This window comes from Burkholderia sp. Ac-20365, assembly GCF_017104715.1.
Taxonomy (GTDB): Bacteria; Pseudomonadota; Gammaproteobacteria; order Burkholderiales; family Burkholderiaceae; genus Paraburkholderia.
Genome location: NZ_JAAGPI010000008.1, coordinates 89,471 through 111,060, shown reverse-complemented (window position 1 = coordinate 111,060; position 21,590 = coordinate 89,471). Strand labels below are relative to the sequence as shown.

Sequence of the window (21,590 nt, the reverse complement as noted above, 5' to 3'; positions counted from 1 at the left end):
ACAGAACCGGCAAAATCAGTCTTATCTGATTGCGCAGGCGAAAAAAAGCCCGCTCATGGCGGGCTGGAAAGCGGCCGTGTATTCCAGACATGATCGTCAACGGCCGGGACTGCGCTCGGGTCACGCAGTCGGTGAGGAATGTAGATCGGGCTTTCCCCGTCAGTCCATGAGAAATATCTGAAAACCGTTACACACGGCGCTTGAGCTTGAGCATCCTGAACGTCTCCCCCCGGCCTGTGTGATGGACCGCGTACCACAGACTCAGGTCAAACTTGCGTGCTGGCGCGCGCAACGACACGGCATCAATGGCACGGAGGCATGCGCGCCGCGCTGACTCGCCAGCGTTGGCTCTCAGCAGCGATTCGCCTGGTTCAAGTTGAGCGACGAGCCAGGGAAGCGATCCCGCGACGAGTGATGCGGCGACGCGCGACGCCTGGGTGGAGGAGCGCGCGCCACGCCCTCCAGTGCCGCGACGCCGGGTGCGGCTTTCCGCATCGGTTGTTACCGGGTGAATCACGATCGTATGTATCGCTCCGTGACAGCGAAGTTTCGAACAGTCAATGTCCTTCATCGTTGCTCTCCTGTGAGTGATGGGCCCTGATCACCTCCGCGTCCCGATCGTTCTTATGTAAGGGATGGAACGGCAAGCGTAAGCCGTTTATTCGGGGTGAATGGAGCGCCGGGGGGCAACGGTCGCGCCGCTCGTTGATGGGAGTGCAATGACTCGGACGTCGCAGAACTCCCGCAGAATGTGTCCTGTGGGTGTCCTGCAAAATAGGTGAAATCTGCTCTGGATATGGAGAGCGAGTTGAAAACCTTGCTGGACAAGGGTTTGCGGGAATGAGGGTTTCCCCGGAAAATGCCCCTGTGCGGGGCGGCACTTACTTTCTTTGCCGCCGCAAAGAAAGTAAGCAAAGAAAGCGGGCTAACACCGCCCGTTCTTGACCTCCGCCTGAGGGCCCCCAACAGTTCCTCCGCCTCAATCGGCGTTCTGCCTTTCACTGCCCGTTGCCAGCGCCTTGAACAGGCGCCTCACCCACTTCAAGCACCCGTAGCGCAGCAAACGGCAGCGAATGGTTACGGCCGCCCAGGTGGCAAACTGTGTGTAGGTCGTAGTGCTTCACACCTCAGCGCTCTTACGACACCGACCGTGTTTTTCAGCCCGGAGTGAAGCGCGTACACCGGGAAAGCCGACACACAGTTTGCCGCCATAGAACGTGGGCGATGCGATCGCGCGTGTGGCCACGCGGGAGTGTGAAGCGGGTGATGTGCTCAATCAGAGCGTTGGCAACGGGCAGTGAAAGGCAGGTTGCCGTGTGAAGCGGAGGAACTGTTGGGGGCCCTCAGGCGGAAACAAGGATTGGCGGTGTTCAGCGGCTTTCTTTTGCCTACTTTTCTTTGCCGCGGCAAAGAAAAGTAGGTGCCGCCCCGCACAGGGGCAACGCGTGAACAAGGCAAAACATCACGCGGATGCCAGCAAAAACACAAGCAAACCGAACCAGCGTCGCAAGACAACCCAAAGTAAGCGCCGCCCTGCAGAGGGGCAAAGCATGAAGCAGGCAATACAAACCGCGGATGCCAGCAAAAACACAAGCAAACCAAACAAAAGCGTCGCAAAGACAAAATCAGAGCAAACTCACAACCCCAGCCCTCGCCAGCAACCACTCCCGAAACCCCGCCACCTTCTCAACCCGAACCTCATTCTTCCGACAAGACAAAAAATGCGTCTCGCGCTGAAAGCGCACAAACGCTTCGCTGTGCACTTCGACGAGATCACCCCGCACGATCTCACGCTCCGCGAGCCGCATACTCTCCAGCACGACACCCATCCCGTCGGCGGCAGCGGAAATCCCAAGCGCCGCGCGATCGAATGAAGGACGCGGCGTAGTCGGCATATCGAGCCCATTAGCCGCGAACCAGTCGGCCCACGTAACGCGGCTCAGTTGCGTGTCGATCAGCGTCAGCTCGCGCATGCGCGCAGCGGGCGCACCGTCGCCGAGCAAGCCGGGCGAGCACAGAGGCACGATGGCTTCCTGCCCTAATGGAATCGTTTCGATCCCGGCACGATCGAGTGCGCTGCCGTATGAAATCTCGATGTCCACTTCCTGCACGCGCGTGAGATCGAGCGGCTCTGCACCCGTCGATAGACGAATCGTGATGTGCGGATAAGCCTTGTTGAATTCGGGTAGCTTCGGCCCGAGCCATTTCACCGCGAAACTCGGCGCGCAATGCACCGCGAGCACCTGTGCGTTCGGCGCGAGCGTGACTTCGCTGCAGGCCGCTTCGACGACATCGAATACGCGGCTCAGGCTTTCGAGCAGGCGCACCGCTTCGGGCGTGGGCTCGATGCGCCTGTTGCGGCGCAAAAACAGCGGACGCCCGAAGTACTCCTCGAGTTCTTTCACCTGATGACTGATCGCGGACGGCGTGAGGTGAAGTTCCTGCGCGGCGAGCGCGAAGCTCTCTAGCCGCGCGGCGGCTTCGAACGCGCGCAGCAGCACGAAATTCGGCATTCGCCTCATCTGTTTTCCCTTCAGGTGAATGTCATTCATGCTTTCATGAACAACCATCGTTTGTCAACGCGATCGGCGGAACCGACCATGTGCTTACCCCATGACCCCATGCTCAAAGGAGCCGACATGTCAGAAGTGATGGAAGCCCCATCGAAAACGATCGACCTCAAGGGCCGCGTCTCGATCTATCAGCCCGAGCAGGACGGCCTGATCTTTCCCGAGTTGCCCGCTTTCAAGAACCACGCTGAGCACCGGCAGCATCTGAAAGAGCGCCTTGTCGCCGCGTGCCGCGCGTTCGCGCTGCAGGGCTTCGATTACGGTTTCGCAGGCCATCTGACGGTGCGCGATCCGGAGAATCCCGGTCTCTACTGGACCAACCCGATGGCCGTGCACTTCTCGCAGGTGAAGGTCTCGAATCTGATCTGCGCGGACCACGAAGGCAATGTCGTCGAAGGCGAGTACGCAATCAATCGTGCGGGCTTCGTGTTGCATGCGGCCGTGCACGAAATGCATCAGGACATCGTCGCGATGTGTCATGCGCACACCGTCTATGGCACCGCGTTCGCGTCGCTTGGCAGGAAGCTCGATCCCATCAGTCAGGATGCCGCGGCGTTTTTCGAAGACCACGTCGTGATCGGCGAGGAAGCGGGGCAGGTCGCCGTCGAAGTGAAAGCGGGCCACAAGGTCGCGCATGCATTCAAGGGCGTGAAGGCGGCCATTCACCAGAACCATGGGTTGCTGACGGCGAGCCGGCACAGCATCGAAGCGGCCGCGTTCTGGTTCATTGCGCTCGAGCGCTGCTGCCAGCAGCAACTGATGATCGAATCGACTGGCATCAAGCCGCGCTTCGTGACGGAAGAGCGCGCGCGCTATAGCCGCGAACACGTGGGCAGCGAGTACATCGGCTGGCTGCATTTCCAGACGATCTGGGATCAGCTAGTGAAGACACAGCCCGACATGTTCGATTAAGCAGGTTCATTGCAGTACGACGCGGCGGGCGGCGCGCATTGCACGCCCGCTGCAACGATCAATACACGACGGAGACATCCCCATGAGTTCGATCAGCCAGGACGTGTATCTGCAGCGTTCGGGAGCGGGCGTCTATGCGAAGGTCGCATGGCGCCTGATTCCATTTCTGTTCTTCTGCTATTTGTGCGCTTACCTCGACCGCATCAACGTCAGCTTTGCGAAGCTGCAGATGCTGCAGGATCTCGGGATGAGCGATGCCGTCTATGGGCTCGGCGCGGGGATATTCTTCGTCGGGTATCTGATGTTCGAGGTGCCGAGCAATCTGATCTTGCTGAAGGTGGGCGCGCGACGCTGGATTGCGCGGATCATGGTGACATGGGGTTTGATTTCATCGGCGATGATGTTCGTATCGACGCCGACGCAGTTCTACGTTGTGCGTTTTCTGCTGGGCGTAGCCGAAGCCGGTTTCTTCCCGGCGATTCTTTTGTATCTGACGTACTGGTTTCCGGCTGGACGACGCAGCAAGGTGACGGCGTTGTTCATGACGGGTATTCCGATGTCGGGCGTGATTGGCGGACCGCTATCAGGCTGGATCATGCATTCGATGAGCGGTGCGCATGGGCTTGCCGGATGGCAATGGCTGTTCCTGCTCGAAGGCATTCCGACGGTGCTGGTCGGAATCGTCGCGTTCTTCTTTCTGGACGACAAGGTATCGGATGCGCGCTGGCTGCGTGAAGACGAGAAGGCGTTGATCGAAGCCGACTTGCAGGCTGAGAGTGGGCATCACAAACTGCATTCGTTGCGCGATGGGCTTGCCAGCCCGCGTGTGTTGCTGCTGTCGGCGATCTATTTCTTCTTCACGATGGGGCTGTATGGAGTGAGTTTCTGGTTGCCTTCGCTGGTTAAGGCTTCGGGTGTTTCGGGGACGTTGAATGTCGGGTTGTTGTCGGCGGTGCCTTATGCGGCGGCGGCCATTACGATGGTTCTGGTTGGGCGCAGTTCTGACCGTCATGGCGAGCGGCGTTGGCATCTGGCGTTGCCTGGCGTGATTGGCGCTGCTGCGTTGTGTGCGAGCGTTGTCTATGCGCATCAGACTGTGCTGGCGATGATTGCTTTGACCGTTGGGACGATGGGCGTGATTACCACGATCTCGCAGTTCTGGACAGTGCCGCCGGCTGTGTTGCAAGGTACCGCTGCTGCGGGTGGGATTGCGCTTGCCAATTCTGTTGGGTCGATTTCTGGGGTTGTTAGCCCGTATGTGATCGGGTTTATGCAGACATCGACTGGGTCGACCGGGAGTGGGGTGGTTGGGATTGCTGTCAGTATGGTTATCGGGAGCGCGCTTACGCTTGCTTTGCGGCGGTCGCATGTGAATGTTTTGAGTAAGCGGGAGTAGAGAGTTTTTTTGTCTTGCGACGCTTTTGGTTGCGTTTGCGTTTGCTGTCGCTTTTGCTGGCATCCGCGTTTTGTTACTGGTGCTTCACGCGTCGCCCCTGTGCGGGGCGGCACTTACTTTCTTTGCCGCCGCAAAGAAAGTAAGCAAAGAAAGCGGGCTAACACCGCCCGTTTTTGACCACCGCCTGAGGGCCCCCAACGGGTCCTCCGCTTCACACGGCGTTCTGCCCATTCACTGCCCGTTGCCAGCGCTTCGAACAGGCGCCTCACCCACTTCAATCACCCGTGACACAGCAACCGGCAGCGACTGGTTACGGCCGCCCAGGTGGCAAACTGTGTGTAGGTCGTAGTGCTCCACACCTCAGCGCTCTTACGACACCGATCCTGCTTTTCAGTCCGGAGTGAAGCGCATACGCCGCGAAAGCCTACACACAGTTTGCCGCTATAGGACGTGGGCGATTTGGTCGCGCGTGTGGCGACGCGGGAGTGTGAAGCCGGTGATGAGCCAATTCGAAGCGTTGGCAGCGGGCATCGAGAAGAGCGCTGGCGTGAACAGGACGGGGCCGTTGGGGGCCCGTGGGTAAAGGTCAAGAATTAGCGGTGTTCAGCGGCTTTCTTTTGCCTACTTTTCTTTGCCGCGGCAAAGAAAAGTAGGTGCCGCCCCGCACAGGGGCAACGCCTGAAGCACCAGTAACAAATCGCGGATGCCACCAAAACCAAAAGCAAATCGCGGATGCCACCAAAACCAAAAGCAAACCGCGGATGCCACCAAAACCAAAAGCAACCCCAGCATCGCAAGACAAAAAAACCTCACTTCCGTGCTCTCGACCGAACCTTCCCCTTCCCGGCAAACGCCAACCGCCGGGCATCAGCGGACTCCCGAATCATCGCGATCAACGCCCGCAACCCTGCGGGCACATGCCTGCGCCCAGGATAATAAAGACACAACCCATCGAGCGGCGGCGTCCAGTCCTGAAGCACGCGCACCAGCGTCCCCGCCTCGAGATCTTCAGCCACCGTCCACTCGGACAAATACGAAAGCCCAACCCCTGCCCGCGCGGCACTCAACATCAGACCAGCCTCGTCCAGGGTCAACGCACCCTTACCATCGACCCGCACCGTTTCACCGTGCCGCTCGAACTCCCATTGATAAATCGACCCGCTAGGCATCCGCGTACGAATACAGCGATGCTGCGAAAGCTCATCAGGCGTGCGCGGCACCGGATGCTCTGCGAAATACCCCGGGCTGCCCACCACGGCAAAGCGCTGCTTGTCACCAAACGGCACGGCAATCATGTCCTGTGGCACCGTCTCTGCCAGCCGGATACCGGCATCGAAGCCCTCAACGACGATATCGATCAATCGCCCCTCCGTCACGATATCGAGCTTCATCTCCGGATAGCGCGCCAGAAATGCAATAAAAACCGGCATCGCCTGATGCGCGGCGCCTACAGACGTGTTGATCCGCAACGTGCCGCTCGGCGTGTCGCGGAAACTGCCCGCCTGCTCGAGCGCGACACGGATCGTCGATAACGCGGGCGCCACGCTGTCCACGAACTGCGCACCCGCTTCCGACAACGACACGCTGCGCGTCGTCCGGTTGAACAGCCGTACGCCGATGCGCGCTTCCAGCGCCGCCACCGAATGGCTCAGCGCCGACGTCGACACGCCCATTTCATTGGCGGCGGCGCGAAAGCTGCGGTGTCGCGCGACGGACAGCACCGCTTCGAGTTCCGACATGCCTGTCGTTTTCATTGTCCTGTTTTGCTCAATAGGTCATGTCCGATTGTACGACTAGTCGGTTTAATCGCGCGTCGCTATCTTTATGGCACTGGATGGCAAGTCACGGGATACACAGATGCATACGATTGAGCAGATTTATATCGACGGCGCGTTTGTCACGCCGCATGGCGAAGAGTGGTTCGACCTTTTCAATCCGGCGACGGAGCAGGTGATCGGCCGCGTGCGTCTCGCCGACGCGAAAGACGCGCGCGACGCGATCGCCGCAGCGAAGCGCGCGTTTCCGTCGTTTTCGCGCACCAGCAAGCGTGCACGCATCGACATGCTCAAGCGTCTGCATGCCGCTGTCGTCGCGAAGGAAGACGAGCTTTATGAAGCGATCATCGAGGAATACGGCGCGCCCGTGTCGCGCGGCCGCTGGATGGCGCAGCATGCGAGCAACGTGCTGAGCGAAGCCGCGAAGGTGCTGGAGCAGTACGAGTTCACGCGCCGCGCGGGCACGGCGGAAGTGGTGATGCAGCCGCTCGGCGTCGCCGGATTGATCACGCCCTGGAACAGCAACGCCGGATTCATCTGCGGCAAGCTCGCGGCCGCGCTGGCGGCGGGCTGCACGACCGTCATCAAGCCGAGCGAGATGAGCGCGCTGCAGACGCAGGTCGTCATGCAGGCGCTGCACGAGGCGGACTTGCCGCCGGGCGTGTTCAACATCGTGACGGGGCGCGGCGATTCCGTCGGTGCGCAGATCAGCTCGCATCCGGACGTCGCGAAGATCTCGTTCACGGGATCGACGGCTGTCGGCAAGACCATTCTGCGCACGGGCGCCGATACGCTCAAGCGCGTGACGCTTGAACTGGGCGGCAAGTCGCCCACCATCGTGCTCGACGACGCCGATTTCGACCAGGTCGTGCCGCTTGCGATCAACGCGGGCTTCATGAACAGCGGGCAGGCGTGCATCGCGGGTACGCGCATTCTGGTGCCGCGCCAGCGTCTCGCCGAGTTCGAAGCGCGTGTGCGCGACGAAGTGGCGCGCGCGCAATCGGGCGATCCGCGCGATCCGGCTACCACTGTCGGTCCGATGGTCAGCCAGAAGCAGTGGGAGCGCGTGCAGCGCTACATCCGCATCGGCATTGACGAAGGCGCGCGGCTGATCGCAGGCGGGGAAGGGCGTCCCGATGGGCTCGAAGCGGGCTGGTTCGTGCGTCCCACCGTGTTCAGCGACGTGACCAACGACATGACGATCGCGCGCGAAGAAATCTTCGGCCCGGTGCTGTCGATCATCGCGTACGACGACACGGAACAGGCCATCCAGATCGCCAACGATACGAACTACGGCTTGCAGGCCTACGTGTTTTCGCGGAACACGGCGCGCGCGCACGAAGTGGCGTCGCGCATCGACGCGGGGCGCGTGCTCGTCAACACGCTCGCGCATGAACCTGCCGCGCCATTCGGCGGATTCAAGCAGTCGGGCATTGGACGCGAGTACGGCGTGTACGGGATCGAAGCATTCCTCGAACCGAAGGCGGTGCTCGGCGTGCTGTAAGCGTGTTCACGATGTCTTCGATGCGCTGACCGTGGCGGTGAATGACAGTTCGTCTTTCACCGCCTTTCCGCTTCTGTCTCGTGTTATCGGCGCACGGCGGCCAGGTGGGCCGATCGGACGGAGCGCAGTGCCTGTCAGCGTGCAATTGCCAGCCAGCGCGCATGTGATACGTGAAAGCCTGCGTAAGCTGGCGCCTGGCGGCGAGCCTCCCAACCCATGGGCCGCATTGATATCGTTTCAGCGTCTTCATTACTGCAAGGGCAGGCGTTGTTCCTGCCGATCGCCATGATCTCGCTGAAACGAATTTTTCTTCTCGCCGCGCTCGTCGCGCTGACGTCCGCCGCGCACGCGCAAGTGCCGCCTTCGCCCGATCTTCCGCCTCCGCACGACGGCGCGATGCATGACGGGCCGCCCCATGATGGCCCGCCGCCGCATGGTCCCGGTTTTGCGGTCATCAACGACCTCGAGCATCTGCAGCGTCTGTACGACATGAGCGGGCGCGACTCGGAAATGAACGCGGTCTATCACGACGTGCTGACGAAGACGCACGACCCCGCGCTGCGTCACTACGTGTATCTCGCGCTGGCACGCAACCAGTTGAAGCCGGCCAACGTCGATCAGGCGATCGACACGATCCGCAAGAGTCTCGACGAAGATGTCGAGACGCTCGACAAGCATCCCGCACCCGTCCCGCCGAAGCGCTAACGCAGCGCTAATCTGGCGTTTTACTCGCTGCCCGCATCACGCGAGCAGCGAGATCAATCCCCCGACCGTCAGGCCTGCCGCGAGCCATTTGCCCGCGGTGTAGAAGGCATTCTGTTCGTCCCTCGGCTGATCCGGCCGCTCCAGTCCCAATGCACCATACGCAAACGCCTTGACGGGTGAAACGTTTGCGGTGCTGCCGTCCGTACCGTTCGCTGCTTCGTCCGTTTCGGTCGTGGTGTCGGTCGAGGCCGGCGAATCTGTGTCCGTGCCTGTCGATGCCACCGCCGTGTCCGGGTCCGCCTGATTCACCCTCTCTGCCTGCTGCGCGCGCGAAGCCGCCGCCGCGCCTTCGGGCGAAATGCTGACGGTGACGCCGGGTTGCGCAGCTTTCGTTGCCGCGTCCTGCTTCGTGTCGTTCCGCACGGCACTCGCCGCGCTGACATCCGTCGATTGCGCAGTTTGCGCCGATGCGTCGCCGGACACGGAAGCGCGATGCGTCGACGGCGCGGACGCCGTCCCATATCCGACACTGCTTACCATTGCACGCCTCCTTCAGTCGCGAAATCCAGTTGCACTGATGGCGCTAACGTCTGGTTGCATGCACAACTTTAGGGCTGGTAAGGCGGCGTAAGCAAAAAGGCCGTATCTGTTACGCGGCGATATACACCCAGGCGTCGATGCCGGACTTCAGCTTGACGAGCACGCGTTTGTAGTCGGACACCTCGTACTCGTCGGCGGCGAGGAGTTCCTGGTGGGTGATTTCGAACACGGTGCCCGCCACTTCGTCGGCGGGATTGTTGCTCGGGCGCACGACGGGGTGATGCGTCTTGCCGCTGATCTCGACGACCTTCGGATCGCCGATCGCGAGCATCGTCTGCGCGTAGCCGGGCAGCGCGTCGCGGTGGCCGGTGAGTTCGCGGCCAAAGCTCGAAAGCTGAACGTTGCGGTCCTGCAGCGTGCCGTATGAAAAGAGATAAACGATGTCGGGCGTGTTCAAGAGGCGCTCCTCGGTTAGATCAGGCGAAAAGTCTACCGTCGCGGCTTCATACGTGCGCGCAACCGTCGTCGCGTGAAGCCTGGCGGAAAGACTCGGAAAGAAAAAATGTCATACGCGTATTGCAAATGAGAATAAATCTTATTAAGATTGCGCGCTTTCAATCCGCTTAATCGCGCCTCGTGCGCCGCACCGACAACGACGACATGACAGACCACACGCCTTTCAGGGGGCGCGCCGCCGGCGCGCGTGCTTTAGTTCGCCGCGCCAGCCGCTTGCCGGGCGCGACGCGCCTGCCGCTCGGTGCGGCGCTTCTGGTCAGTGCGGGTGTCGCGCTGTCGTCGGTGAGTTCGGCGGCGTGGGCGCAATCCGCGACGGATTCGACGGACACGAGCGCACAGTCGACGCAGCAGCAGGACAAGACGCTGCCGTCCGTGAAGGTGGCGGCCAAACGCGATCTGGCAACCGACAGCGAAAACATCAGCGCGGGTGCGTTGGGCACGCGCGCGCAGGTGGACACGCCGTTCTCGACCAACGTGAAGACGAGCGAGGACGCGAAGGATCTGTTCGCCAACACGGCCAATGATCTGTTCAAGTACGACCCGTCGGTGACGATCGTCGGCGATAACGCGACGGCCGAGAACTCCGTGTTCAGCGTGCGCGGCCTGCAGATCGACCAGCTCAATGGCGTGAAGGTCGACGGTCAGAGCTTTCCGTCGTGGGACACCGATCTTCCGCTCGAGCCGTTCGAACAGGTGCAACTGCTCAAGGGCCTGTCGGGCTTCATGTACGGCTTCGGCTCGCCGGGCGGCATCGTCAACTACGTGGTCAAGCGTCCGACGGATACGCCGTACCGCAGCGTGTCGGTGGGTTATCAGTCGGCGGGCGTGTTCAGTGAAAAGCTCGACGTGGGCGGGCGCTTCGGCCCCGACGACCGCATCGGTTACCGCTTCAACCTCGTGAACGAAGACGGCAATACGGCCGAAGCGAACGGCCATCTGCGCCGTCAGGTTGCATCCGTCGCGCTCGATTTCCGCATCACGCCGGACCTCGTCTGGAGCATGGATGCGTTCTATCAGAAGCGCAAAACGAATGGCACGCTGTTCGCGATGTACTTCGGTTCGGGCGTCGGCATTCCCAATGCGAGCTCGATCAGCCGCAACCTGACGCAGCCGCAGAACTACTACGAGACGGAGATGGCGTCGTTCGGCACGGGCCTCGACTACCGGATCAACGACAACTGGCACGCGAGCCTGAAGTACCGCTTCGCCAAGGAAAACCGCTACAACTCCGACAGCCTGCTGTACATCTACAACAACGCGGGCGATTACTCGAACACGCTTTACGCAGCGCTCACGCGTTACTTCTACCAGAACGTCGATGCAATGGTGGAAGGCAAGTTCAACACCGGCAGCGTCAAGCATGACGTCGTGTTCGGCGCGGGCTATCAGACGCAGACCAGCGTCTACGACAACAGCACGGGCTGGAACGACGGCTATAGCCTTGGCATCGGCAATCTGTACACCAGCACGCTGCTGACGAACGACGAAGTGCATATCGGCGAGAACATGTATCGCCAGTCGTACACGTCGCAAAGCGCGTTGTACGCGAGCGATACCGTCGACATCACGTCGCGGCTGTCGGTGCTGCTCGGCTTGCGTTACACGCAGTTCAAGCAGACTTCGTACAACACGGATTACACGGTCAGCGCGGGCTATAGCGCGAACCCGGTCACGCCGACCGTCGCGGTCATGTTCAAGACCGATCCGTATTCGACCGTCTACGCGAGCTACGTCGAATCGCTGCAGCAAGGCGGCGCGGCCAGCAATCTGAACGTGAACTACGGACAGACTTATGGGCCGCTGCGCAGCAAGCAGTATGAAGTGGGCTTCAAGACGGATCGTAAGAAGTGGGGCGCCAATATCGCGCTGTTCCGCGTCGATCAGGGCTACGAGTACACGAACACGGAAAACGTGTACGTGCAAAGCGGCACGAAGCGCTACACGGGCGTCGACGCAAGCGGCTGGGTGCAGCTGGCGAACGACTGGCGCTTCCTCGGCGGCGTGATGTGGCTGAACGCGAAGGCAGTCGATATCGACGATACGACGATCGAAGGCAAGCGCATCTATGCAACGCCCCGCTTCACGGCGACGGGCCGGGTCGAATACAACCCGTCGTACCTGCGTCAGCTGACGCTCGCATTCGGCGGCAAATATGTCGGCAACATGGCTGTCGATGCGGCGAATACGCAGTTCGTGCCGGCTTACACGCTGTTCGACCTGAGCGGCAAATACGAAACGCGCATCGGCGGCAAGGACGTGACGTTCCGCGCAGGCATCAACAATCTGTTCAATCGTCACTACTGGACGTCCGCGTATGGCTACTACGCGTTGCCGGGCGCAACGCGAACGGCCGTGGCGAGCGCGACGCTTCAGTTCTGATCCGGTTGCAGGCACAACGAAAAAAGCTCGAACGTTTCGACGTTCGAGCTTTTTTTTTGGGGGCTTCGTTTCGTGCGGTAGCGCTTGAACCGGCTATTGCGATGCGCCGCTTTCAGCGGAAGGCGGCGCGATCATCGCGACGCCGCAGAACCAGCCATCCGATGCCGGCTCGCGCGCCTGCCATTGCGTGCGCTTTTCCAGCACGTTATTGCATTGCACGGGCGGCACCAGGTCTTGCGTCGTGGCCGTGCATTGCTGGTCGTCGCGGTTGAACGCCTGCGTATCGAGCGTCTTTGGCTTGCCTGCGGGCTTGCTCACGGCAGCCAGATCCGCATCGACGGGTTTGGCGCGCTCTTCAGTGGGCGAAGGCTTGTGCAATTGCTCGCGAATTTCGTCGATGCGCGTCGAGTACCAGTCGGTCAGGCACGCGACATCCTTGCAGTTCTCTTCACGCCAGGCCCATTTGCTGTCGCTGTCTTTTCTATACGCGCGACGGTCGGCGGCCTGTTTCTGCGCGAGCCTGAACAGCTTGCCGAGTTCGTCGTCGGCTTTCGACAGCGCTTCGGTGTGGCAGATCAGCGTTTCCGCCGTCGAATGCGCGATTGCGCAGTTGAAGCTGGTCGCATGCGCGCTGGCTGCTGCCAGCATCCCGAGCGACGCGATGAGGTAACGGTTGAGCTTCATTCGCATGGAAACCTAGTGACAAACGACGACGCAGGTAACGGCGCTGATGCCCGCGGCCGCGCCGACGAGGCCGCCCAGCATGAAGGTCTGAAGCGACGTCGCGCATCCTTGCAGACACAGGACGGCCGCGATCAGGATGGAAGCAGTGGTAAAGCGCATTGGCCCCTCGATGCAGATAATCTCGATGAGCAAGCATAGGTGGCGCGTGCGCGCGCATTCCGGCGAGCAACGGGCGATAAAGCCGATTGCTTACCAGAAGTTGCGCGCTCGTGAGAATGTGAAAGAGAAGGCGCGTGCACAAACGTTCAAGACCGCGTGCTGCCGTGCGCGCTACGCTGGGTGCCATACGGTTGATCCGGTTTTCAGCACGAGGGCGACATGACGACTTCCATGACTCCAGCCAGGCCTCTGCTGCTTCCGCACATACGCGAAGCGGCTTTCCCGGGCGACACGGCACGTCTGGTCGAGATCGTTCGCGAGTACGTGAAGTGGCTCGATATGGACCTGTCGTATCGCGGCTTCGAAGAAGAAATGCAGTCGTTCGAGAAGAACTACACCTTGCCCTCGGGCATGTTCTTCGTTGCCGAAGGTGATGGCGAGTTTGCAGGCTGTGGCGGGCTGCTGCGTCATTCGGATGAAGTCGCCGAAGTGAAGCGGCTTTATGTGCGGCCCGCATACCGTGGGCTCGCGCTTGGCGAAAAACTGATGGAGGCCGTGATCGACAAGGCGAAGTCGCTCGGCTACGCGAAGCTCGTGCTAGATTCGGTACCTCAAACGGCTTTCGCGCAACGGCTGTACGAGCGTCTCGGCTTCACGGAGACGGCTGCGTACTATGCGAATCCCGTGCCGGGAACGCGCTTTCTCGAACTCGTGCTGTAGTCGAAGAGGGCGCGTTCCAGAACCGTCACCTTCATCACGCACGCCTGCAAGGAGTCTATGTCGTCGGCCAACTCACTGCTTCTTTATGCGGACACGCAATTCGCCAGTCCCTACGCGATGTCGGTGTTCGTCGCGCTTCACGAAAAGCATCTGACATTCGACCTGCGCACCATCGATCTCGGCTGTCACGCCAACAACGCACGCGACTATGCGGCCACCTCGGTAACGCAGCGCGTGCCGACGCTGGTGCATGACGGGTTCGCGTTATCGGAGTCGTCGGCGATCACCGAATACATCGACGATGCGTTCGAAGGCACGCCGCTTTATCCGGCTGACACGAAACAACGCGCGCGGGCGCGCCAGATTCAGGCGTGGCTGCGCAGCGACCTGATGCCCATCCGCAGCGAGCGTCCGACGGAAGTGGTGTTCTACGGCGCGCGGCGCGAGGCGCTCTCGGCCGACGCGCACAAGGCTGCCGACAAGCTCTTCTCGGCGTGCGACGCCTGGCTGACACCAGGCGCGACACAACTGTTCGACGACTGGTGTATCGCTGACGTGGACCTCGCGCTGATGCTCAACCGGCTCGTACTGCACGGCGACGATGTGCCGCAGCATCTGGCCAGCTACGCGCGGCATCAATGGCAAAGGCCTTCCGTGCAGCGCTGGGTCCAATTGCAGCGGCCGCCACTTTAATGCGTGCGGCATGCAGTTTTTCCCACATAAAGGGAATAGAAGGTTGCATCTGCAACTGAATTTGCATCGCATGCAAACTCGTCGTCCTGTCAAACGTCAAATGTCAAACGAAGCAGACGGGCTGGCATGCACCGCCCGTCTGTGCGAATTGATGTGAGGTATTAACCTCAGGCCTTTGCTGCCGTTATACATCGGCAGAGTGACTGGAACTGGCCTGAGTTGATAATGCTTTTCTCCCCGACGGAACAGACGTCCGACGCCGGATTTAGAAGCCGGTTTCATCGACGTTCGCTGGATCATCAGCGACCCCTTTCGACCGTGACGATGGCGTTTACCGTCGTCGCGTACATCACCTTCGCGTGCGCACGCAGCCTCGTTGCCGGGCCGGCCGTGCCGATCGCGTGGCGGCTCGCGTGCGCGCTCGTGCTGGCGCTGCTCGTGGTCGCCATACCACGCACGAAGAGCACCTGGGTGTTCGGCGGCATAGGTGTCGCATATACGCTCGTGCTGTTGTCCGGGCTTGCGTTGAGCGTGGCCGGACTCGACGAGCCGCTGTTATGGGCGCTGCCCGCAATGGTGGTGATTTCCATCTGCGCGGCGCCGCTGTGGCTCACGCCAGCACACTTCTGGATCGGCACGGCGTTGTTCTACGCGGCGGGCGTGCCGTTTCTGCTGAGCCTGCCGCATCCGCGCGGCGACGTCAGCGTCGTGTGCTGGATGTGGATTCTGATCGCGGTGCCGACATCGGCGGTGTTCCACTTTGGCTTCTACTGGTTCCGGCGCAATCACTTCCTGCTCGAAGACCGGCTCGCGCGACTCGCGGCGACCGATCCGCTCACGGGCCTGCAAAACCGCCGCGCATTTCTCGAGCAGGCGGCGCTGCGGCTGTCGAAGCTCGATAGCAGCGCGAAGACCAGCGCGATTTTTCTCGATATCGACTATTTCAAGTCACTCAACGACCAGTTTGGGCATGCGGTCGGCGATCAGGCGCTGTCGGATGTCGCGCGCGTGCTGAAAGAAATGACGGCGGCGGGCGATATCGTGAGCCGCATCGGCGGCGAAGAATTCGCGCTGCTGCACGACGCCGCGCTTCGCCCCGCCGCGCAACTGGCCGAAACGCTGCGCACGGCGATCGGCAAGATTGCGCGCCCTGACGGCCAGTTGAGCGCGAGCTTCGGCGTCGCGGAATACCGGCCGGGCGAAAGCGTGATGGCGCTGCTCGACCGTGCTGACGAGGCGCTGTTGCGCGCGAAGTATTCGGGCCGCAACCGCGTGTGCGCCGAGCGCGCAACGTTGGTCGACCCGGTGCGCCTGACCTGGACGCACGCTCGCGCGGACGACGGCATGGCGTCGCAGCCGGTCCGCCAGCAATGGGACGATTTCTGGCTGACCTCGCATTTCCAGCCGCTCTACAGCCTGTCGCATCAGAAGCAGGTCGGCTTCGAGGCCCTGCTGCGCGGTGAGCGTGAGGACGGCGCGCAGGTGCCGCCCGCCGAGCTGTTTTCGCCGAAGCCATTCACCGATCAGGGCGAACTGGATCGCACCAGCCACGCGCTGCATCTGAACAACGCGCGCCGTCTGATTCCCGACGACGCATGGGTCTTCCTGAACATCCTTCCCGCCACCTTCGTCGCCGACGGTTATCCCGATCAGCTCGCGCAGATCGCGCGAGACGCGGGCATTCCACCCGGGCGTGTGGTGCTCGAACTGCTGGAATCGCACGGCGGCAGCGTCGACGACATGTCGCGCGCGGCAGGGCAGTATCGCGATCACGGCTTCCTGATTGCCGTCGACGATTTTGGCGCAGGCCATTCGAACCTCGACCGCCTGCTGCGCATCCGGCCCGATCTCGTGAAGCTGGATGGCGAACTGATTCGCGCGAAGAGCCCCGGCGCGGATCAGCCGATTCTGCCGAAGCTCGTGTCGCTGCTGCATCAGGCGGGCATGCTGGTGGTCGTGGAAGGCGTCGAGACGACCGAGCAACTGATTCTCGCTGTCGAGTCGAACGTCGATTTCGCACAGGGTTATCTGCTGGGACGTCCGGCGCCCACCGTCACGCCGCCCGATGCCGTGCACCGGCGCATCGACCACGCATTCGATGTGATCGCGGAAGGGCGCGCGCATCAGCACGCGCTGTTCGAATCCGAAGTGCTGCCGTACCGGCGGGCGCTCGATGTCGGCGTCGATGCGTGGCTGCGAGGCGTACCGCTCAACGACGCGTTCTACGATCTCGCGCAGATGGAACTGTGCATCAGCTGCTTCGTGCTCGACGATACGGGCCGGCAGATCGGTCATGAAGTGACAGGCAAGGCGTCCGTGATCGACGGTGGCTCGCTGCATCCTGTCGCGAATCCGCGCGATGCGCGCTGGGACCATCGGCCGTATTTCCGCAATGCCGTGCTGAGGCCAGGCGTGCCGATTACGAGCAGCCCGTATCTGTCGCTCGCGAGCGGCAGGCCGTGCATTGCGGTCACCGTCGCGTTGCAGTCGGACGTCGGGCGTTGCGTGGTCGGCGCGGAACTCGACTGGTCGCTGCAGCGTTTGCCGTGGCCCACGGCCGAGCACTGGTGAAAAGCGCGACGGCTTAGCGTAACGCCAGTTCGCCCGTGGCTGAGCGCAGCTGTTCCAGCAGTGCGCGGGCCTGCTCGTAAAGGTCCGCGTCCACAGGCCGCAGCGCGAAACGTATCGACTCCGGCAGCCGTGCAAAATGCTTGCCCGTGCTGCGCGCGTACGCGGGGTCGTAGTGCAGATCGATCAGCTGCTCGAACAGTTCGACGCGCCGGTCTTGATCGATCATGGTGTGCCATTCGCCGATGCGCGCGCGTCCATGCAATTCAACGAGCTTCGCGAGCTGCGACTTGAATAACGTGCGATCGTCGAACAGGTGCCCATAGTCCTGCAGCAGCAGACGGATTCGCTCGTCGCGCTGCGTTGCCACGGTGACGCACGAGCCGCGATGAATCTGTTCCGTCAATGAAGCGGGCAGCGTGACCGTGCCGATGCGGCGGCTTTCCGCTTCGACGAACACAGACTGGTGCGGATCGAACCTGCGCAACGCGCCGACCAGCGCAGTATCGAACGCTTTCTGCGCAGGTTGCGCTTCATGCGGCAGCGAACCGAGAATCGAACCGCGATGCGCGGCGAGCGCTTCGAGATCGAGCGTTTGCGCATCGGCGCCTGCGAGTGCGTGCAGCAGGCGGGTCTTGCCGCTGCCGGTGTGGCCCGCGAGCACGATGTAGCGAAACTGCCGCGGCAGCGTATCGAGCAGTTCGACAACGTTGCGCCGGTACGTCTTGTAGCCGCCGTCCAGTTGCCGCGCGCGCCAGCCGATCAGATTGAACCACGTCGCCATCGACGCCGAGCGCTTGCCGCCGCGCCAGCAATAGATCAGCGGACGCCAGTTGCGCGGCCGGTCCGCAAAGGTCGTCTCCAGGTGCGCGGCGATGTTGCGCGACACCATTGCCGCACCGACGCGCGTGGCCTCGAACGGCGACACCTGCGCGTACATCGTGCCGATAATCACACGTTCTTCGTTGGAGAGCACGGGCGCGTTGAGCGCGCCGGGAATGTGGTCTTCGGCGAATTCGAGCGGCGTGCGGACGTCGACGATTTCATCGAAGTCGCCGATCCGGTCTAGCGGGACGAGAAGCGAGTTCACGGTCAGGAGCGAAGAGCCGCCGCGGCGCGGCGTATCGATCGATTATCGCACGCTGGTTTCTCTCCGTTCAGGCCGGGATCCGCGACGGCGCGCCGCGTGCAAATATCTCACGTTATGATGTAAAGTGACGTAAAGCGATGTAAGCTGAAAGTGTGGAGGCGCATCATGTCGATTTCGTCGGTATTGCAATGGTGTTTCGGAACGCAGCATCACCATGTCGAGCCCGCTAACGGTGCGGGTGACGGCGAACGGCGAGCGCTACTCGACGAATTGCAGCGGCAGGCGTATCTGCAAGGGTTGCTGCGGCTCACCTGTGCAGACGTGATGCGCAAGCCGCCCGTTACTGTCTCTGTCAGCGAAACAATCGGCGGCGCGCTGCAAACGCTCGACGCGCACCATATCAAGCTGCTGCCCGTGGTCGATGCGCAAGGGCGGCTCAAAGGCGTCGTCACGCACGTCGATCTGCAGCCGCTCGACGAAGTGCTGCCTTTTCTCAGGTTCGCTTCCGCTACGACCGCGCCCGAGAGCGAAAGACGCGAGTGGCCCGTCACGACCGTGATGTCGAGCCATGCGCAGTCCGTCGACGCGACGACGCCGCTCACGGACGTTATCCCGTACTTCACGAAAAATGGCCATCATCATCTGCCGGTGGTGGAAGAGGGCGGACGCGTGGTCGGCATGCTGACGCAGGCCGATATCGTGAAGATCATGTACGGTCAGGCCGCGCGCGTGTAATCAGGCCTACGCGCTCAAGCGGCGCAGTGGTTCGCTGCGTGTGGCCACCTCCACCATTGCCTCGCCGATCGCGCCGCCAATCAGGATCACGGCCGGGCTCGCGATCTGTTCTTCTGCCGCGCGTTGAGCGATGTCGCCGAGCGTCGCGCGCACGCGCCGCTCGCGCGACGTGCCCGCCCATTGCACGATCGCCGCGGGCGTATCGGGCGCCAGCGTGTTGCCCAGTGTTTCGCTGATGCTGTCGATACGGCTCGCGCCCATGTAGACCGCGAGCGTCATGCCCGTTGCCGCGAGCGCCGCCCAGTCGGGTTCGCTGCCGTCGCGCAGATGCGCGGTGACGAAGATCACGCCCTGGCAATGATCGCGATGCGTGAGCGACACGCCGAGCCCGGCCGCCGCCGCGAAGCCCGACGAAATGCCGTTGACGATTTCGACGTCGATGCCCGCGCGCCGCAGGTCCGCGATTTCTTCGCCCGCGCGGCCGAACAGCAGCGCGTCGCCGCCCTTGATGCGCACGACGTGCTTGCCTTGCAGCGCGTAGCGGCGCATCAGGCGCTGGATGAAAGCTTGCGGTGTCGATTTGCAGCCGCCGCGTTTTCCGACCTTGACGACGCGCGCGTGCGCCGCCTTCAGCGTCGCAATCTCCTCGTTCACGAGATCGTCGATCAGCAGCACGTCGCCCGCTGCGATGGCTTTGGCCGCCCTGAAGGTCAGCAGATCGAGGTCGCCCGGTCCTGCGCTGACGAGTGTGACTTTGCCCGTGTTCATCCCTTTCTCCATCGCGTGGTCGTCAGTCGTGGCCGCCAAAGCAAAACGGCGTCCCGTCCGTGCATGCACGAAGGGGACGCCGCTGTCCTGACTGATCCTGCCTGTGTTTTCACAACGGGCGCGCGATATTGCGCACCCGCGTTCGATTCGATGCCGGCGCCTTTGCCGGCGAAGGTTGTATCGCAAGTTCGAGGCCAATGCTTTCGGCTCAGACGTGCCGTGAGCGCGTGAGGCTTGGCTGGCTTCGCTGTGCGCGATGCGAATTCGCACTGGCATGTCAGCAGGCAGCGCAGCGCGCAGTACGATGCGCGCACTCGCGCAGTGCTGCGGCGCACCACGCGGGTGCCGGGAAGCATCATGATGAATCGTGGCGGCGACGCGCCGAAGGGCCCGGTGATGCGCAATCGCCCGCCAGAAAGGCAAGGACAGATTTCTGCGCGGATGGCATGGCGCTTGCATCATCTAACCGCCGCGGCTTCAACGACGAAGCCGCACCGAGCAGGATTGTGCAGCATCGAATTGGACAACGGCGTCCCCTCGGTCTGGTTTCGTACCGGGCCGTCGGGACGCCGTTTGCGTTTGGTTATAGCGTGCTTTGCATCGCAAGGCGACGAACGTCAAGCGACATCAGGAGACAGCATGAAGCAGCGCATCACGAAGTTGATCGAATTCCTTGTGCGGGACAAGGCGTCGATGAATTCGCCGGCGCAGAGCGACGATGGCTTGCGTGATGGCGCGAGCCTGCGGCCCGAACGTCTGAGAAGCCGGCGCGGCAAACGCGCCAGCATGCGTCGCGGCGATGCGTACCGGCCGGCGCGTGCGGCACGCTGCGCGAGTTGATCCACGCGCGACCGCGCGCAGGAATGTCTGCTACTGTTGACGGGTTCGCGCCGCGCATCTCATCTCCATCGCAGAGGAAAGTCATCATGCAGACATTCGAATGTGTCCTGCCCGCCGCCGCCGCGCTTGGCGAGTGTCCGCGCTGGGACGAGCGCCGCGCGAAGCTGTGGTGGGTCGATATCCAGGCGCCCGCGCTGCATGGTTTCGATCCGAAGACTGGCGAGGACACTGTCATTCCGATGCCCGAGAACATCGGATGTTTTTCGTTGACCGAGGACGATGGTTTTATCGCCGGCATGCGCACGGGCATCTTTCTGCTCGACGCGAAAGGGCAGGTCGTGCGCAAGCTGTGCGCGAATCCCGAGAACCCGGCGACGAGCCGCTTCAACGACGGCCGCTGCGATGCGCGCGGACGCTTCTGGCTTGGCACGCTCGATGAGCCGAAAGCGGGCAATGCCGCGTCGCTGTATCGATACGGGAACGGTGCGTTGACGAAAATCGACGCGGGCCTGCTCACGTCGAACGGCATGGCGTTCAGTCCCGACTACAAGTGGTGCTATCACTCGGATACGCCGCGCTTCACGATCTACCGTCATCCCTACGATATCGACAGCGGCGAGGTCGGGCCGCGCGAGGACTGGGTAAAGTTCGAGCCGACGCCGACGGATCGCGGGCGGCCCGATGGCGCGTCGGTGGATAGCGAAGGCTATTACTGGTCCGCGTTGTACGAAGGCGGGCGCGTCGTGCGCATTTCACCCGAAGGCAAAGTGGTCGAAGAACATCCGTTGCCTGCGCGCTGTCCGACCATGTGCGCGTTCGGCGGCGACGATCTGCGCACGCTCTACGTGACGACGGCGCGCAAGGGACGTCCCGACGAAGAGGTCGCGCAGTATCCACAATCGGGCGGCGTGTTCGCGATGCGTGTCTTCGTGCCCGGCCTGATCGAAAAACGCAGCGCGTTGCGCGTGACGGACTGACTGTTTTTCGCGGTGTCGTGTCGGATGCAGCGGGACAGGGCGCTGCCGGTATCATAGGC

20 protein-coding genes are annotated in these 21,590 nt (G+C 62.1%); 11 read left to right on the top strand and 9 right to left on the bottom strand.

Annotated elements, in window-relative coordinates:
- Positions 1–187: 187 nt before the first annotated feature.
- Together G3O01_RS16640 and G3O01_RS16635 are read right to left on the bottom strand one after the other, a co-directional pair.
- A complete protein-coding gene (locus G3O01_RS16640; protein WP_205806234.1) occupies positions 188–571 on the bottom strand; it encodes a hypothetical protein in 384 nt (127 codons plus the stop codon).
- Positions 572–1,625: 1,054 nt separating this feature from the next.
- Complete coding sequence (locus G3O01_RS16635) at positions 1,626–2,522, bottom strand: LysR substrate-binding domain-containing protein (RefSeq protein WP_205806233.1); 897 nt, start codon at positions 2,520–2,522, stop codon at positions 1,626–1,628.
- A gap of 117 nt (positions 2,523–2,639) precedes the next feature.
- Between G3O01_RS16635 and G3O01_RS16630 the strand changes: the two genes are divergently transcribed.
- Both G3O01_RS16630 and G3O01_RS16625 read left to right on the top strand, forming a co-directional pair.
- Positions 2,640–3,482, top strand: coding sequence for a class II aldolase/adducin family protein (locus tag G3O01_RS16630; protein ID WP_205806232.1), 843 nt, complete (start codon positions 2,640–2,642; stop codon positions 3,480–3,482).
- Between the two features lie 82 nt (positions 3,483–3,564).
- Positions 3,565–4,878, top strand: a complete 1,314-nt coding sequence (locus G3O01_RS16625; protein ID WP_205806231.1) for an MFS transporter — start codon at positions 3,565–3,567, stop codon at positions 4,876–4,878.
- A gap of 809 nt (positions 4,879–5,687) precedes the next feature.
- On the opposite strand, the gene G3O01_RS16620 is transcribed toward G3O01_RS16625, so the two are convergent.
- Entirely contained in the window at positions 5,688–6,632 is a 945-nt protein-coding gene (locus G3O01_RS16620) for a LysR family transcriptional regulator (protein WP_205806230.1), read from the bottom strand.
- Positions 6,633–6,735: 103 nt separating this feature from the next.
- Here G3O01_RS16620 and G3O01_RS16615 point away from each other — a divergent pair, with 103 nt between their 5' ends.
- Together G3O01_RS16615 and G3O01_RS16610 are read left to right on the top strand one after the other, a co-directional pair.
- A complete protein-coding gene (locus tag G3O01_RS16615) occupies positions 6,736–8,157 on the top strand; it encodes an aldehyde dehydrogenase family protein (RefSeq protein WP_205806229.1) in 1,422 nt (473 codons plus the stop codon).
- Between the two features lie 216 nt (positions 8,158–8,373).
- Positions 8,374–8,862, top strand: coding sequence for a hypothetical protein (locus G3O01_RS16610; protein WP_205806228.1), 489 nt, complete (start codon positions 8,374–8,376; stop codon positions 8,860–8,862).
- A gap of 36 nt (positions 8,863–8,898) precedes the next feature.
- On the opposite strand, the gene G3O01_RS16605 is transcribed toward G3O01_RS16610, so the two are convergent.
- Together G3O01_RS16605 and G3O01_RS16600 are read right to left on the bottom strand one after the other, a co-directional pair.
- On the bottom strand, positions 8,899–9,402 hold the full coding sequence (locus G3O01_RS16605; protein ID WP_205806227.1) for a hypothetical protein: 504 nt from the start codon (positions 9,400–9,402) through the stop codon (positions 8,899–8,901).
- A 109-nt stretch (positions 9,403–9,511) separates the two neighbouring features.
- On the bottom strand, positions 9,512–9,859 hold the full coding sequence (locus G3O01_RS16600) for a gamma-glutamylcyclotransferase family protein (RefSeq protein WP_205806226.1): 348 nt from the start codon (positions 9,857–9,859) through the stop codon (positions 9,512–9,514).
- 203 nt (positions 9,860–10,062) lie between these two features.
- On the opposite strand from G3O01_RS16600, the gene G3O01_RS16595 reads away from it, so the two are divergent.
- Complete coding sequence (locus tag G3O01_RS16595) at positions 10,063–12,297, top strand: TonB-dependent receptor (RefSeq protein ID WP_205806225.1); 2,235 nt, start codon at positions 10,063–10,065, stop codon at positions 12,295–12,297.
- A gap of 93 nt (positions 12,298–12,390) precedes the next feature.
- Here the strand turns inward: G3O01_RS16595 and G3O01_RS16590 are convergent, their stop codons facing one another.
- Positions 12,391–12,981, bottom strand: a complete 591-nt coding sequence (locus G3O01_RS16590; protein WP_205806224.1) for a hypothetical protein — start codon at positions 12,979–12,981, stop codon at positions 12,391–12,393.
- 12 nt (positions 12,982–12,993) lie between these two features.
- Entirely contained in the window at positions 12,994–13,140 is a 147-nt protein-coding gene (locus G3O01_RS16585) for a hypothetical protein (protein WP_205806223.1), read from the bottom strand.
- 219 nt (positions 13,141–13,359) lie between these two features.
- Between G3O01_RS16585 and G3O01_RS16580 the strand changes: the two genes are divergently transcribed.
- From G3O01_RS16580 to G3O01_RS16570, 3 genes are all read left to right on the top strand, one after another.
- A complete protein-coding gene (locus G3O01_RS16580; protein ID WP_205806222.1) occupies positions 13,360–13,860 on the top strand; it encodes a GNAT family N-acetyltransferase in 501 nt (166 codons plus the stop codon).
- 57 nt (positions 13,861–13,917) lie between these two features.
- Positions 13,918–14,553 (top strand): glutathione transferase, encoded by a 636-nt coding sequence (yfcF, locus tag G3O01_RS16575; protein ID WP_205806221.1) that lies wholly within the window; start codon positions 13,918–13,920, stop codon positions 14,551–14,553.
- A 225-nt stretch (positions 14,554–14,778) separates the two neighbouring features.
- The gene (locus G3O01_RS16570) at positions 14,779–17,124 is read left to right on the top strand and encodes a bifunctional diguanylate cyclase/phosphodiesterase (protein ID WP_205806220.1); all 2,346 of its coding nucleotides are present in this window, start codon (positions 14,779–14,781) and stop codon (positions 17,122–17,124) included.
- A gap of 13 nt (positions 17,125–17,137) precedes the next feature.
- Here the strand turns inward: G3O01_RS16570 and mnmH are convergent, their stop codons facing one another.
- Positions 17,138–18,211 (bottom strand): tRNA 2-selenouridine(34) synthase MnmH, encoded by a 1,074-nt coding sequence (gene mnmH / locus G3O01_RS16565; protein ID WP_205806219.1) that lies wholly within the window; start codon positions 18,209–18,211, stop codon positions 17,138–17,140.
- A gap of 165 nt (positions 18,212–18,376) precedes the next feature.
- On the opposite strand from mnmH, the gene G3O01_RS16560 reads away from it, so the two are divergent.
- Positions 18,377–18,946, top strand: a complete 570-nt coding sequence (locus G3O01_RS16560) for a CBS domain-containing protein (protein ID WP_205806218.1) — start codon at positions 18,377–18,379, stop codon at positions 18,944–18,946.
- A gap of 6 nt (positions 18,947–18,952) precedes the next feature.
- On the opposite strand, the gene cobA is transcribed toward G3O01_RS16560, so the two are convergent.
- Positions 18,953–19,714 carry a uroporphyrinogen-III C-methyltransferase gene (cobA, locus tag G3O01_RS16555; RefSeq protein WP_205806217.1) on the bottom strand — a complete coding sequence of 254 codons (762 nt, stop codon included), beginning with the start codon at positions 19,712–19,714 and terminating at the stop codon, positions 18,953–18,955.
- A 639-nt stretch (positions 19,715–20,353) separates the two neighbouring features.
- Here cobA and G3O01_RS16550 point away from each other — a divergent pair.
- Together G3O01_RS16550 and G3O01_RS16545 are read left to right on the top strand one after the other, a co-directional pair.
- A complete protein-coding gene (locus G3O01_RS16550) occupies positions 20,354–20,554 on the top strand; it encodes a hypothetical protein (RefSeq protein ID WP_205806216.1) in 201 nt (66 codons plus the stop codon).
- A gap of 86 nt (positions 20,555–20,640) precedes the next feature.
- Complete coding sequence (locus tag G3O01_RS16545) at positions 20,641–21,531, top strand: SMP-30/gluconolactonase/LRE family protein (protein ID WP_205806215.1); 891 nt, start codon at positions 20,641–20,643, stop codon at positions 21,529–21,531.
- Positions 21,532–21,590 lie beyond the last annotated feature (59 nt).

Bases quoted from the DNA above. Each gene is read 5' to 3' on its own strand.
- cobA (WP_205806217.1), bottom strand. From the start codon at position 19,714: ATGAACACGGGCAAAGTCACACTCGTCAGCGCAGGACCGGGCGACCTC.
- G3O01_RS16615 (WP_205806229.1), top strand. From the start codon at position 6,736: ATGCATACGATTGAGCAGATTTATATCGACGGCGCGTTTGTCACGCCG.
- G3O01_RS16595 (WP_205806225.1), top strand. From the start codon at position 10,063: ATGACAGACCACACGCCTTTCAGGGGGCGCGCCGCCGGCGCGCGTGCT.
- G3O01_RS16610 (WP_205806228.1), top strand. From the start codon at position 8,374: ATGGGCCGCATTGATATCGTTTCAGCGTCTTCATTACTGCAAGGGCAG.
- G3O01_RS16605 (WP_205806227.1), bottom strand. From the start codon at position 9,402: ATGGTAAGCAGTGTCGGATATGGGACGGCGTCCGCGCCGTCGACGCAT.
- G3O01_RS16570 (WP_205806220.1), top strand. From the start codon at position 14,779: ATGCTTTTCTCCCCGACGGAACAGACGTCCGACGCCGGATTTAGAAGC.
- G3O01_RS16620 (WP_205806230.1), bottom strand. From the start codon at position 6,632: ATGAAAACGACAGGCATGTCGGAACTCGAAGCGGTGCTGTCCGTCGCG.
- G3O01_RS16630 (WP_205806232.1), top strand. From the start codon at position 2,640: ATGTCAGAAGTGATGGAAGCCCCATCGAAAACGATCGACCTCAAGGGC.
- G3O01_RS16580 (WP_205806222.1), top strand. From the start codon at position 13,360: ATGACGACTTCCATGACTCCAGCCAGGCCTCTGCTGCTTCCGCACATA.
- G3O01_RS16625 (WP_205806231.1), top strand. From the start codon at position 3,565: ATGAGTTCGATCAGCCAGGACGTGTATCTGCAGCGTTCGGGAGCGGGC.
- G3O01_RS16640 (WP_205806234.1), bottom strand. From the start codon at position 571: ATGAAGGACATTGACTGTTCGAAACTTCGCTGTCACGGAGCGATACAT.
- G3O01_RS16590 (WP_205806224.1), bottom strand. From the start codon at position 12,981: ATGAAGCTCAACCGTTACCTCATCGCGTCGCTCGGGATGCTGGCAGCA.
- G3O01_RS16545 (WP_205806215.1), top strand. From the start codon at position 20,641: ATGCAGACATTCGAATGTGTCCTGCCCGCCGCCGCCGCGCTTGGCGAG.
- yfcF (WP_205806221.1), top strand. From the start codon at position 13,918: ATGTCGTCGGCCAACTCACTGCTTCTTTATGCGGACACGCAATTCGCC.
- G3O01_RS16585 (WP_205806223.1), bottom strand. From the start codon at position 13,140: ATGCGCTTTACCACTGCTTCCATCCTGATCGCGGCCGTCCTGTGTCTG.
- G3O01_RS16635 (WP_205806233.1), bottom strand. From the start codon at position 2,522: ATGAGGCGAATGCCGAATTTCGTGCTGCTGCGCGCGTTCGAAGCCGCC.
- G3O01_RS16560 (WP_205806218.1), top strand. From the start codon at position 18,377: ATGTCGATTTCGTCGGTATTGCAATGGTGTTTCGGAACGCAGCATCAC.
- G3O01_RS16550 (WP_205806216.1), top strand. From the start codon at position 20,354: ATGAAGCAGCGCATCACGAAGTTGATCGAATTCCTTGTGCGGGACAAG.